Here is a 13052-nt window from a genome sequence, read left to right as displayed (position 1 = left end):
AGAACTGTAAAAGATGACGGATAATGATAACAATCGGACTGTCCCAAACGCGCTCCCGGTCGGGTACCGTTTCAATGAGTTTGAGATAAAAGAGGTGATTGGCGGCGGCGGATTCGGCATCGTCTATCGCGCCTGGGATCACCAGCTCGAACGCACTATCGCTATCAAAGAATTTATGCCTTCCTCCCTCGCCGTGCGCGGCGAGGATATGACGCTGGTGCTGCGCAGCGAGCGCTTCGGCAAAGCGTTTTCTGCCGGTCTGAACAGCTTCATCCAGGAAGCCCGCCTGCTGGCGCGCTTTAACCACCCGAACCTGCTGCACGTACTGCGTTTCTGGGTGCAAAACGACACGGCCTATATGGGGACGCTGTTTTACAGCGGTACCACGCTGTCGCGTCTGCGCGAAGAGAAACCGGAGCTGATTAACGAGGCGTGGATCCGCCGCATGCTGCCAATGCTCTTCGGCGCCATCAAAACGATCCACGACGAGGGTTATCTACACCGCGACATCTCGCTGGATAACATTCAGATTCAGGATAACGGCCTGCCGGTGCTGCTCGATTTCGGATCGGCGCGCCGCACCATCGGTAATCTCTCGGATGAGACGGAAACCATGCTGCGTCCGGGCTTCGCGCCTATCGAGCAGTATACCGACGACAATGAAAGCGAGCAGGGGCCGTGGACGGATATCTACGCGCTCGGCGCCGTATTGCGCACCCTCATCGTGGGCTCTCCGCCACCGGTCAGCGTGGTGCGCTCGATTCAGGACACCTGCAAACCGCTGGTGGAGCTGATGCCGCAGGGCTATTCCATCCCGCTGCTACAGGCCATCGACAAGGCGCTGGCGCTGCATATGGAAGACCGTCCGCAATCCATTGAGGAGTTCGCGGCGCTGATCGAGATGCCCGTCGCCGGTATCGACGAGGTGCTGACCGCGAAGAAGACCGGCACGATGCTGGTGCCGGTGGAAGAGGAGGCATCTGCTTCCGCGCTGGACTGGCGACGTTACAAGCTTCCGGGGCTGGTGGCCGCGGGCGTGCTGGTTGGGGTGGTTGCCGGTGCGATGCTGTTCGGCGGCGGCAGTCAGGAAACGCCAGAGCAGACGGCGCAAACCCCTGCCGTGAGCCCTCCGGCTGAGACCTCATCCCAATCGGAAACCAGACCGGCAACGGCAGACGTGAGCGAGCCGGTAGCGCCACCTGCTACGGCGCAGCAGAGTGCGCCGCCTGTCGACGCCAGCCCGGTCGCGCTGGTCTACATCCGCATGCTTGATGGCGAGACGCTGAAGGTGAACGGCGAGTCTAAAGCGCTGCGTCCGGGGAATAACGGTTACGCATCGCTGAAATTGCCTGCGGGCGAGACCCGCATTGAACTGGAAGGCAATGGAAGAACGCGTACCCAGACGCTGGATATTGCGAAGCCAGGCACCTGGCTGGTGAATCCGTAAGCCTGCGGGTAACAGGACGGAGCGAATGTATAACATCAAGTTTGTCTATCTGTTCCACGAGAACGTCTCGCCAGCGCTGTTTGCGAAAATAATCCGCCCGTCCGTTGCCGGACAGTGGATTATGTCGGTTCCCGACCATTCGCTGCGCTCACTCTTCACGCGCTACGATCTGCTGCGCACGATCACCGGTGCGAATCCTTATCAGTCCGGGCGCGATACCCGTACGCTGATCGCGCAGGATTTAGAGATGGGCAGAGTGGTTGCCATTGACGAAAGTTTTCGTGACTGGTCATCAGTAACGGAAATTTTTTATATCAACGCCAAAGGGCAACTCCAGGCTGCCTCGCTGGTCGGCCTGGGCTGGTATCCGGTGAGTACAATTGTTGACCGCTACGAAACTATGGTGAGAACGTACGGATCTCGCCCTGCGCCAACGGTTCTGCCAAAACAGGTGGTGAAATCTAAAACGGCACAGGTGCCGGATGAACCTACTCCGGGCAAGGACGGTAAAACCTATGCCGGGCAGCTTCAGAAGATGACCAAAGCAGAACGCTGGCAGGCGCGTAAAGATCTGATCGCGAAGGGGAGCAATAGCCTTTATCCGGATGCCCAGATCGCCGCGAAACGTCTGGCGGCGAATAATATCGCGGTGGAAAAAGCGAAGCTTGCGGAAAATATTTATAAGACCGTGAACCCGCTGGAAACCACACCGGGCGTGCCGGAGGGATGGACGGATATCAGTAATGACGATGCGCTGTTAGGAAAGTTCGGGCTGAACAAATCCATGCTCTTTGACGATGATACGTCCCCCAATTTTCTGGCGCGCGTCTATCAACCGAAGCCGGAAGTGTTTGGTGCAGATATGAACCCCACGCTGGTATTCAGGGGATCGCGCGAGCCTGGCTTCGCCTCTCTGTCTGAGAATGTCTCCTCTCTACTGACCAAAGGGGAACTGGCGCCGGTGGTAAACGGGGCTGACTGGTCGAATAACTTCTCACAGGGCATGGGTATGGCTTCAGATTATTATAAAAAGGCCGTGAGTATCGGTAAGGAGCTGGCAAGGTCAGGCCAGAATATTGATATTGCCGGTCATTCCCTTGGCGGTGGTCTCGCCTCTGCAACCTCTATAGGCAGCGGGAAAGCGGGGTGGACGTTTAACGCCGCCGGCCTCAATGCCGGAACCGTAGAAAAATACGGCGGTAAGATATTAGGCAGTACGGATAATATCCAGGCGTATCGGGTTGAAGGTGAACTGCTGACGAAGATTCAGGAAGTTAACCCCTGGGAAGATCTGAAAACGATGAAAGGGCATGTCCCTTCGTGGATCCTCAAAGAGGAAATCTCTGCGCTGAGCCCAAATGCTGCCGGAATACCCCATGACCTTCCCGGTGGAACCGGAAGTGCGCTGGACCGCCACGGGATTAATCAGGCGATTGATTGCATAGAGCAACAGAAGGATGAGGATATTTCGATAATCGGGAGTCGATTGTGAAAAAAGGGTTGATGGCTTTTGTCGCGTTATGTTTTTTATTCATGATTCAGGGGTGTAAGCAGGATATGGACCTTAATCCACAGGACTACTTCAGCGGTCAGCAGCTTGAACTGGCGAAAGCGATTGAAGAAGGCGATGTCGACGCGGTGAAGACGCTTGCACCAGACAGCGATCTTAATAAACCGGGAAAGCAGGATATGACCCTGCTTTTTTGGGCCATCGGCAACGCGATTAATGATAAAAAGACATCGCCCCATTTAAAGGTGATTACGTTGCTTGTTAAGGCTGGCGCAGATCCGCTCCAGCCTCGACCGCAGGGAAAAAGCAGTCCTGCCGAATTTGCCCTAAAGGGAGACAGTGCGGACTGGATCGACGCGATACTGGACGGTGGCCTCTCACCCAACGTGAAAGATAAGGTTTTCCACGAACCCATCATCTTCCAGTCGCTAAAAGCGAAAAATACAGAGACGCTGGAAGCCATGCTCGATCGCGGTGCTGACGTCAACTCAACCAACTCACTGGGTAAAACGCTGGTGTTTGATGCGCTGGATAACCAGGCTTACGATCATGTCTTGTTGCTGCTCGATCGTGGAGCGGATCCGTCAATTAAGGCCAAAAATGGCTGGTCGATGAGCAATGCGCTCGCGGACGCGCTTAATGGACTTGAGCGAGGCAGTGAGCAATACGAGAAATTAAACGAAATAAAAGAGAAGCTCATCCAGAAGGGGGGCGAATGGCCACCCGCGCCGGTTAAGTGATTGCTCAACTGTCATGAGCGCCAGAGATAAGGTTTTCGTTTTCTGGGGATGCATGGATGCCCTGGCCGTTGTCTTATATTGTGCCCAGTCCATGCGGCATGACAAGATCCCTTTTATTTCCGATATACACGCCTTCAGTACGGTTGTGAACACGCTGTCTGCTGGTGGGTATAGCGCTCTGGTTATTCTTTTCTTTATTCTCGATTTTTTGTTGTTGCTCTCTTTTATTGCCTCAGCATGGTGCTTCTTCGCCCGGAATTTATATGCGAGCAGACTGGCACTCTACCAGGAAATACTGCGTCTGGTTGGATTTCGCTACTCAGTTTCCCTTTTTCCCCTGGTGTTAAGTTTCACGGGCGTGATGAATGTCTGGCTAAATGGATTTTTATTCATTTTGTCAGAGTTTCTGAAAATCTATTCCCTGTGGATTTATAAATATGAAGGGGAAAGGCCCCCGGTTAAAGAGTAAGACGGCCAATAACCAGAACATTCACGTTTAAAAAAGCCTTGCGTTAAAAATATTCTCAGCATAAACCATTACGGAATAAAGATTATGCTCAACCGAATTACCGTTCAGCTCCCGGTTGAGGGGCTGCTTTTCTGGAAACTCTCCGGCCGCGAGGCGATGTCCGAGTCGTTCGCGCTGACGCTGACCCTGCTTGGTAAGGACGCGCGCATTGACCGCAGCAGGCTGCTCGGTCAGCCGGTCACAGTGACCATCCCCACGCAGAGCCTGCTGACGCCCCGCTATATAAACGGCAAGATTACCCGGGTGGCGGTCAGCGCCGTGGAGCTGACGGGCACCCGCTATGCGGTGTACCAGCTGACGGTGGAGCCGGACCTGTGGCCAATGAAGCGCGACCGCAACCTGCGTATCTTCCAGGGCCAGACGGTGCCGCAGATTGTCAAAACCCTGCTGGGTGAGCATCAGGTCAACGTTGAGGACAAACTCACCGGCAGCTACCGGGTGTGGGACTACTGCGTGCAGTATCAGGAATCGAGCCTGGACTTCATCAGCCGCCTGATGGAGCTGGAGGGGATTGCGTACTACTTCAGCCACGAGGCGGACAAGCATACCCTGGTACTGACCGACGCCGCCACCCAGCACCAGCCGTTCAGCGGCTATGAGGTCATTCCTTACCATCAGACGCCGTCCGGCGGCAGTACGGACGAAGAGGGTATCAGCCAGTGGGCGCTGGAGGACAGCGTCACGCCGGGGATTTACAGCCTCGACGACTACGACTTCCGCAAGCCGAACGCGTGGCTTTTCCAGGCGCAGCAGAACCCGGCGTCACCGAAACCGGGCAGCATCGACGTGTACGACTGGCCGGGTCGCTTTGTGGAGACAGGGCATGCGGAGTTCTACGCCCGCATCCGTCAGGAGCGCTGGCAGGTGGAGCATCAGCAGATTCAGGCGACGGCCACGGCGGCGGGCATTGCGCCGGGCCACATTTTTACCCTCACCAACGCGCCGTTCTTCAGCGATAACGGCGAGTATCTGGTGACGGCGGCGGGCTACCATTTCGAGGAGAACCGCTACGCGAGCGGTGAGGGGGAGACCATTCACCGCACCGATTTCAGCGTCATTCCGGCGTCGGTGTCCTACCGTCCGGCGCAGAGCACGGCGTGGCCGCGGACCTACGGCCCGCAAACGGCGAAAGTCGTGGGACCGCAGGGTGAAAGTATCTGGACGGACAAATACGGCCGCGTGAAGGTGAAGTTCCACTGGGACCGTCTGGCGAAGGGCGATGACACCAGCTCCTGCTGGGTGCGCGTGTCGAGCGCCTGGGCGGGCCAGGGCTACGGCGGGGTGCAAATCCCGCGCGTCGGCGATGAGGTGGTGGTGGACTTTATCAACGGCGACCCGGACCGTCCAATTATCACCGGTCGCGTGTATAACGAGGCAAGCATGCCGCCGTGGGCGCTGCCGGCTGCGGCGACGCAGATGGGCTTTATGAGCCGGACAAAAGACGGTTCCGTGGACAACGCCAACGCCCTGCGCTTTGAGGACAAGGCGGGCGCAGAGCAGGTGTGGATCCAGGCCGAGCGCAACATGGACACCAGCGTTAAAAATGATGAAACGCACACCGTTGGCGGCGCGCGCAGCCATTACGTGAAGAAAAATGAGCTGCATCGCGTGGAGGCTAATCAGATCCAGGCCGTGAAAGGCGGAACCGAGATCCTGACGGGTAAAGGCAAGCTGGATGCAGCGGTGGAGCTGTACGTCATTGCTTCCGGGACGAAGCTGCGGCTGGTCTCGGGCGAGAGTGCTATTGAGCTTAACGCTAACGGCAAAATTAACCTGATCGGCAAAGAGTTTAACTTCTTTGTGGAAGGGGATGGGTATATCACCACAGGCGGTAAGCTGCATCTGAATACGTCGGGCACCAAGCCGGGCACAACGGCGCCGGGATCGGGGCATAAAGGGGATATTGATGCGGCGGTGCAGGAGAAGTTTTCTCCGAATAAAAGTGCTAAGAATCCGGCTCCCGCAGCTTCAGCGCCAGCAGCAACCAGACCAAAACCAACAACAAAATTTGCATCAGCGCCACCATTAAAAGGGAGTTACGTCTATCAAAATAATTCCTACAACTCTGATGTGATGCCCTTCAGTGAAGATGTAGTTAAGGAAATCAATAAGTCACCAACGCTTCAGACACAATTAAAAGATCTAAAAGATAAAGGGTGGGCTATTCAGCCGGGAGCAGCAGGAGGGGGGAGTTACGCTGATACGAATAACAAATTGATTGTCATGGACCCTGAACACATGGAAGATACAGCCACAACGGTGCAAACTCTGGCACATGAGGCAGGGCATGCAACTTATCCTGTTGCGGTAGATTCTTCGAGTAAGGAAAGCTTCATCAACAGCCAGCTTATGGATGAAGGTGGAGCAACGCTGAATAACATTAAAATACAACGCGAGATCCTTGCAAACGGCGGTATTGATATTGATATAGCGGGAAGTGCCGAAAACCTAAAAGCATATAATTCTGCCTATGATAAAATGGTAAGTGGTGAGTTATCTCGCATTGATGCAGCCAAAGCAATAGGAAAAGTGTATGGTAAAGGCGAAATAGCCTCAGGGACTAATCTAAATTATAATGATTACTATGGAGGATTCTATGGAAAGTAGGATGATTAAAGCTACATTCCTCATTGTTCTTCCACTATTTTCAATATTTACCTATGCAGGGCATAATAAAATGAATCAAGATTCGTTGTGGCAAATGATTAAAGAAATGAAATCAGTGTGGGGTAAACAAGTTGAGGATGTCAGTAAACTGTTTAACCAACCGCTGATTAATAATACACAGGAGAAAGAAGACCGTTATACTTCAGCTCCCTTTACGTTAACTGATGGCACACGGATCAGTAATGTGGATGTTCGTTTATGGGGAAATGGTGATAACAGCGTATCTTTGGTTTCTTTCGTAGTTAATCAACCATGTATTACTCTTGATCAAGTCAAATCTCATTTTCCGGATCTGAAATTGTCTAATATCCCTCGCGGAAACACGCCGGGACAATCAGTTGGATATCGCACCCCTACCGATGAACGCGGGCTGGCATGGGCATTTAGCTTTCCAGTTCTGAATCAGGAATGCCTGGGCAGGGTAGTTATGTCACGCTACGAACAATAAGTTGCGAGGCAATTTTACGGGCTGTGAAAGAAGATAATTATCAAACGGCCAATAATATCGCTGCCCCTAAAGTTTTTGCGGAAAAAAAGAAAGTGCTAACGTTCTAATGATCATATTTCTCTGAGTCGCTAAGCAGTAATTAATATTGGCGGTATAAATTTTAGCGCTTTTAATTTTATTTTTCTAATAAATCATCCCGAGTTCACTTATGAAATACACCCTCCAGGAAGGTTCCTTTACCCTTTTTCCTGCCGCCTGGCAGGACAACAGCATGAACATCATTCGCGATGACGAAAGCGGGCTGTCCGTGGTAGTCAGCCGCGGCGTTATCCCGGATGGCAGCGACTACGAACAAGAGTTTCACCGCCAGTGGGACGTGCTGCGTCCTCAGATGGGTGAGATCGCCCAGAGCGAATTTCAGCACGTAAAAGCCGGGCCTGACGGAAAAATTAACGGGCTGGAAGTTGAGACCACCTTTGACCGTAACGGCCAGCGCCTGTGGCAAAAACAGCTGGCCGTGCAGACGCCAGGCAAACCGATACTGATGATTTTTACCCTCTCGGCCTTAAAAGCCTTTACGGAAGAGGACGAGGCGCGCTGGAGCGCACTGAAGCAAAGTCTGACGCTAAACGACAACCGGAATGTGTAAGGCATGAGCGATAACAACGCGGCCCGTAAGGGCGACGAGATTATTCACTCCAGCATTTTTGCTGATATTACCAGCATTGTGGCGGAAGGTGCCGCCTATGCGGTGATTGGCGCGGCGGTGGGCGCAGCAGCGACCGTCGCGGCCCCACTGCTGGGAGCCGGGGCCGCAGCGGCAGGCGTGGCGGCGATTGGATCCAGCTGTCTGTTGAGCGGCATTATCGGCGGGGTTCTGGCGAACGTCGCCGGGATCACCGACGATATCAGCAACGCCGCTGAAGGGCTGGGTAACGCGCTTTTCCCGCCGTCGCCCGCGGGCAAAATCACCACCGGTTCGAGCAACGTTCTGACAAATAAACTTCCCGCTGCACGCGCAGCCGGGACGTTAACGCCTGCCGATACCCCGTCCCCTGAGCCGCAGTCGCCGGGCAGCTTTGCCGACTACGCGGGCATGCTGCTCTCCGCTGCCGGACAGTTCGGCAGCGAGATGTGGCAGCCCAGCGTCGCCTCTGCCGCCGCGGGGACCTCGCCGCTGGAAGAAGACAAGGTGGCGTGTGATAAACACTCCGGGCCGCAGTATCTGGCGGAAGGCTCGAAAAGCGTCTTCATCAACGGACAGCCTGCGGTGCGCGCAAAAGATCGCACCACCTGCGAGGGCACCGTTTCCGACGACGTCTCCCCTAACGTGATCATCGGCGGTGACACGCTCACGGTCCGCGACATCAAAAGCGGCAAAACGCCGGGTCTGGCGCTGGGGATGATTGCGCTCTCCCTGCTGCGCGGGCGTCCGGGCAAGATCCTGAAAAACATGCCCTGCGCGCTGGCTGCTGCCGGTGGCGGGATGCTGGCTGATATGGCCGTCAACGCCGTGTTCGGCTCCTCGCACCCGGTTCACGCTGCTACCGGCGTGAAGGTGCTGAATGACGACGACGAACTCGATTTCTCGCTGCCGGGGCGCTTTCCGCTGCGCTGGCAGCGCAGCTACAACAGCCTGACCACCCGCGAAGGGCTTTTCGGTCTGGGCTGGGCTACCACCTTTGACAGCTATCTGACGCTGGAAGAAAACAATGCCACCTGGTTCGATGAAACCGGGCGCGAGCTGAGCTTTGAACTGCCGCCGGTCGACCGCGCGTTTTACAGCATTAGCGAAGGCATCATTATCCGCCGCAATGAGAGCGGCGACGTGGCGATAGCCGACGATGACGGCGCGGTGTGGCGTCTGTATAAACCGACCCGCGCTAACCCAGCCATCATGCGCCTGGCCTCCCTCAGCGACGAATACGGCAACGCGTTGCTGACGGAATGGGACGAGCACGGCAGGCTGATCGGTCTTCACGACGAGCCGCGAGCGATCGATGTCACCCTGCGCTATGACGATGAACGTTTCCCGCAGCGCGTTACCGCTGCCAGCCATTTTGACGGCAACCAGACATGGCCGCTGATGCATTGGGGGTACGACGCGCGCGGTCAGCTGGCCAGCGCAACGGATGCCTCCGGCGTGGTAACCCGTGAATACCGCTACAACGATCACGGCCTGATGGTCTGGCACCGGATGCCGGGCGGTCTGGAGAGCGAATACCGGTGGCAAAAATTCGACCACTGGCGCGTGGTGGAAAACCGCACCAGCACCGGCGACGGCTGTCGCTTTAGCTATGATTTAGCCGCCGGGCTGACGACCGTCGAACACTACGACGGTCAGACGCGAAAGCATTACTGGAACGCGCAAAACCTCATTGTTCGCTACGTTGACGAGCGCGGTGAGAACTGGCGCTACGAGTGGGATGACAACGAACTCCTCATGCGTCGCATCGATCCGCTGGGTAATGCCGTTACCTTCGTCTATGACGACATGGGCAACCGGGTGCAGGAGATCGACGCCGACGGCAACACCCGCACCACCACCTGGCTGGCGCACCGTGCGCTTCCGGCGTCCATCATCGAAGCTGACGGCAGCGCCACCCGGTTCTGGTACGACGAACATCACGGGCTGAAGCGCGTGGTGGACCCGATGGGGCAGACCACGCTGCTGCGTCGGGACGAGTTTGGTCAGGTTGTGGAAGAAGTCGATGCCGCCGGGAACAGCCGCTACCAGGAGTACAACGAGGCCGGGCAGATTGTGCGTGGGACGGACTGTTCGGGCCGTGTGACACAATACCGTTATCATCCGCTGGGCTGGCTGGTGGCTGAGACAGCCGCCGACGGTGAAGAGACTCGCTACCGCTACGACGCCGCAGGGCGTCCGGTGCAGCTCGATCGCCCGGAAGGCTGGACGGAATCGCTCAAATGGAACGAACGTGGCCTGCCGGTGAAGCATGCGGGCGCCGACGGGAAAGAGAGCGAGTTCAGATACGACGAAGCGGGGCGCTTAACCGCCACCCGAAATACGCAGGGTGAAGAGGTGCGCCGCCGCTGGGACAGCCGCGGGCGTCTGATTGCCCTGGAAAACGAGAACGGCGAAGCGTATCAGTTCCGCTGGGGGCCAGACTCGCTGCTGCTGGAAGAGGTGGGGCTTGATGGCGTGGCCTCGCAGTATCGCTATGACGCCTGCGGGCGCACGATTGCGCGCACCTTTGCCGCCGGTCATCCGGAGGCCATCACCCATGCCTTTGCCTGGAGCGCGAGCGGCCAGCTGGTCGCCTGCACCACGCCGGAAGGGCAGACCCGCTACCATTACACGCCGTCCGGCCTTCTGAGCCGGATTGGGCTTCATCCTGCGCTTTCAGCCGACGTGTGGACCACCGAGGCAGAGCAGGAGCTTGTGTTTGAGTATGACGCGCTCGGCCGCGTTACGCGCGAAGCGGGCGAGCACGGGGAGCTGGCGTGGGAGTATGATGCGCTGGGCAACCGCACCTCCATCACGCTGCCCGATGGCCGCGAGCTGAAGCAGTTCTACTACGGCAGCGGGCATCTGCTCAGCATTGCTCTGGATAAGCTCTCGGTTTCCGATTTTACCCGCGACGAACTCCACCGAGAGACCAGCCGCACGCAGGGGCTGCTGACCACCCGCAGCGAATACGACCGTCTCGGTCGCCTGCATCGGCGGGACGTCTTTACCGGCAACGCCCAGCGCCCGTCGCCGCGCCGCTGGTCCCGCCGCTGGGATTACGACTATCGCAATAACCTGGTCCGCGAAGAGCGGGACGATAATCCGTTCAGCTGGTACCGCTGGCAGTACGACAGCGCAGGTCGGCTGCTGGTTCAGGACGGCACGCTGCCCGGTCAGGAGCAGTGGCGCTGGGATGCTGCCGGTAACCCGCTCGAAGGCTCTGCTGAGAAGGTCACGCACAACCGCCTGACGCAGCTGAACGGCATTCGCTGGCGCTATGACGTCCACGGCCGCACCATGGAGAAAGATAACGGACAGACCCGCTGGCACTACCGCTACGACGGCGAGCACCGCCTGACGGAGGTCATCAGCCAGCCGCGGGACCGCAACAGGCCGCAGACGCTGGTCAGCTTCCGCTACGATCCGCTCGGGCGACGCATCAGCAAAACGCGCCGCCAGATGCTGGGCGGACAGCCAACCGGCAAGCCGGTCACCACCCGGTTTGTCTGGGAAGGGTTCCGGCTGTTGCAGGAGGTGCACGGGGATGTGCCGCTGACCTACGTCTACAGCGATCAGGACAGCTACGATCCGCTGGCACGTATTGACGGCGTTGATGCCCCGGAAATCTTCTGGTTCCACTGTCAGCCCAACGGCACGCCGGAGCGGATGACGGATAGCGAAGGACAGGTGCGCTGGGAAGGTGTGAACAGCGCCTGGGGCAAGCTGCTGCGGGAAAGCGAAACGCAGGTATCAGGATATTCCCAGAACCTGCGCATGCAGGGGCAATACCTGGACCGTGAGACAGGGCTGCACTACAATCTGTTCCGGTATTATGACCCGGACTGCGGAAGGTTTACGCAGCAGGACCCGATAGGGCTGGCGGGGGGGATAAACCTTTACCAGTATGCGCCGAATGCGCTGGGGTGGGTGGATCCGTGGGGGCTATCTAATAGCGGTATATTAGATAAAGCTATGGCTGGTAAAGTTGGTGATAGACTTTCTGCTCACCATGTTATACCCGTTGAGGTGTGGAAAGAGAACCAATCATTCTTCAATAATATTGGTATCGGAAAAGACATGAACTCTGCATTTAATGGTATTCATGTTCCAGGTAGTGCATCAGCGATGAAACAAGATGCAGGGAAAGGTATGGATGTTTTCCATAGTAGTAATCATCATAACTATAGTGACATTGTCCGTCAGCGCATTGCTCGTGTTGAGCAACGATATAATTCTGGAAGATTGGATGCTAAAGGGGCGAGGATAGCTATAAGGCGGATCCAGATTGATATGAAGAATAAAATTTGGATGGGACATGTTCCCACAACAAAATGCAGGAGAATGAATTAATGTCCTATTATGTGATCATGAATGACTTTGAATCATCACTCATGCCAAGAAATTTACAGGGCATGGTTGATGAAAGATTACAGATCAATGAAAACTGGGAAATAGAAGGCTCTGCATTTTCCTTCCCTTATCGAATAACAGACGATGCATGCCCAGACCGTATTTATTTGTTGTGCAATAAAAATGTTGGGGCTTTGAAATTTGACTATTATAAAAAAGACTTTGGACACTTGATGGATAAGTCTTTATTTTCAATTTTTGAAAATTATAAGCACAATGTTTTTTTTGGCCGAGATATAACACCAGTTTCGATTGGGAATGGTCAAGTTCTTCGGGGTGATTTTAAATATGTATATTTTCCAGGCGGCGATGTTATAGATGAGGATAAATCTATTCTCGAAGAGGATAAGTTCGGAGATATCATACCTTTTAAAATTGAATTCAATGATGATGCGCTTGAATATGATATACTTTCGTTGAACGACACATTGTTAGGTGGTTTTATTATTGTTAAACAAGAGGTCAAGGAAGTTATAGAAAGTAAAGGCTTCCGGGGGTTGAAACTTGTTCCACTGGAAAATGCTTTAGACGTTTTCTGTGAAGATTATTTCTACGAAATAGACTCAAATCGTAAAAGAAAGGGCAATAAACTACCTTAATATTGAAGGGT

Annotated in this window: 9 protein-coding genes; all 9 read left to right on the top strand. The window is 55.3% G+C overall.

Features of this window, described 5'->3' with window-relative positions; genetic code table 11:
* Positions 1-13: 13 nt before the first annotated feature.
* The 9 genes from DD597_RS14325 (at position 14) to DD597_RS14285 (ending at position 13041) form a co-directional block, all read left to right on the top strand.
* Entirely contained in the window at positions 14-1447 is a 1434-nt protein-coding gene (locus DD597_RS14325; protein ID WP_022651404.1) for a serine/threonine-protein kinase, read from the top strand.
* 25 nt (positions 1448-1472) lie between these two features.
* The gene (locus DD597_RS14320) at positions 1473-2939 is read left to right on the top strand and encodes a phospholipase (protein WP_129256329.1); all 1467 of its coding nucleotides are present in this window, start codon (positions 1473-1475) and stop codon (positions 2937-2939) included.
* Positions 2940-2950: 11 nt separating this feature from the next.
* Positions 2951-3697, top strand: coding sequence for an ankyrin repeat domain-containing protein (locus DD597_RS14315; RefSeq protein WP_063855720.1), 747 nt, complete (start codon positions 2951-2953; stop codon positions 3695-3697).
* A 52-nt stretch (positions 3698-3749) separates the two neighbouring features.
* Positions 3750-4166, top strand: coding sequence for a hypothetical protein (locus DD597_RS14310; protein WP_023314301.1), 417 nt, complete (start codon positions 3750-3752; stop codon positions 4164-4166).
* Between the two features lie 84 nt (positions 4167-4250).
* The gene (locus DD597_RS14305; protein WP_129256328.1) at positions 4251-6833 is read left to right on the top strand and encodes a type VI secretion system Vgr family protein; all 2583 of its coding nucleotides are present in this window, start codon (positions 4251-4253) and stop codon (positions 6831-6833) included.
* Between the two features lies 1 nt (position 6834).
* Positions 6835-7341 carry a hypothetical protein gene (locus tag DD597_RS14300; protein ID WP_223831766.1) on the top strand — a complete coding sequence of 169 codons (507 nt, stop codon included), beginning with the start codon at positions 6835-6837 and terminating at the stop codon, positions 7339-7341.
* A gap of 208 nt (positions 7342-7549) precedes the next feature.
* Positions 7550-7990: a DcrB-related protein gene (locus DD597_RS14295; RefSeq protein ID WP_129256327.1), complete on the top strand. Its 441-nt coding sequence runs from the start codon at positions 7550-7552 to the stop codon at positions 7988-7990.
* Between the two features lie 3 nt (positions 7991-7993).
* Positions 7994-12382, top strand: a complete 4389-nt coding sequence (locus tag DD597_RS14290) for an RHS repeat-associated core domain-containing protein (protein WP_129256326.1) — start codon at positions 7994-7996, stop codon at positions 12380-12382.
* The gene (locus tag DD597_RS14285; RefSeq protein WP_045336435.1) at positions 12382-13041 is read left to right on the top strand and encodes an Imm43 family immunity protein; all 660 of its coding nucleotides are present in this window, start codon (positions 12382-12384) and stop codon (positions 13039-13041) included. The genes DD597_RS14290 and DD597_RS14285 overlap by 1 nt, the downstream gene beginning before the upstream one ends.
* Positions 13042-13052 lie beyond the last annotated feature (11 nt).

This window comes from Enterobacter cloacae complex sp. 677-3DZ2D5B (assembly GCF_004136695.1).
Classification (GTDB): domain Bacteria; phylum Pseudomonadota; class Gammaproteobacteria; order Enterobacterales; family Enterobacteriaceae; genus Enterobacter; species Enterobacter hormaechei_C.
Note: the sequence above shows the minus strand (reverse complement) of the source record. Positions and strands in the feature narration are given on the sequence as shown.

Bases quoted from the DNA above. Each gene is read 5' to 3' on its own strand.
- DD597_RS14305 (WP_129256328.1), top strand. From the start codon at position 4,251: ATGCTCAACCGAATTACCGTTCAGCTCCCGGTTGAGGGGCTGCTTTTC.
- DD597_RS14290 (WP_129256326.1), top strand. From the start codon at position 7,994: ATGAGCGATAACAACGCGGCCCGTAAGGGCGACGAGATTATTCACTCC.
- DD597_RS14285 (WP_045336435.1), top strand. From the start codon at position 12,382: ATGTCCTATTATGTGATCATGAATGACTTTGAATCATCACTCATGCCA.
- DD597_RS14300 (WP_223831766.1), top strand. From the start codon at position 6,835: ATGATTAAAGCTACATTCCTCATTGTTCTTCCACTATTTTCAATATTT.
- DD597_RS14325 (WP_022651404.1), top strand. From the start codon at position 14: ATGACGGATAATGATAACAATCGGACTGTCCCAAACGCGCTCCCGGTC.
- DD597_RS14295 (WP_129256327.1), top strand. From the start codon at position 7,550: ATGAAATACACCCTCCAGGAAGGTTCCTTTACCCTTTTTCCTGCCGCC.
- DD597_RS14320 (WP_129256329.1), top strand. From the start codon at position 1,473: ATGTATAACATCAAGTTTGTCTATCTGTTCCACGAGAACGTCTCGCCA.
- DD597_RS14310 (WP_023314301.1), top strand. From the start codon at position 3,750: ATGGATGCCCTGGCCGTTGTCTTATATTGTGCCCAGTCCATGCGGCAT.
- DD597_RS14315 (WP_063855720.1), top strand. From the start codon at position 2,951: ATGGCTTTTGTCGCGTTATGTTTTTTATTCATGATTCAGGGGTGTAAG.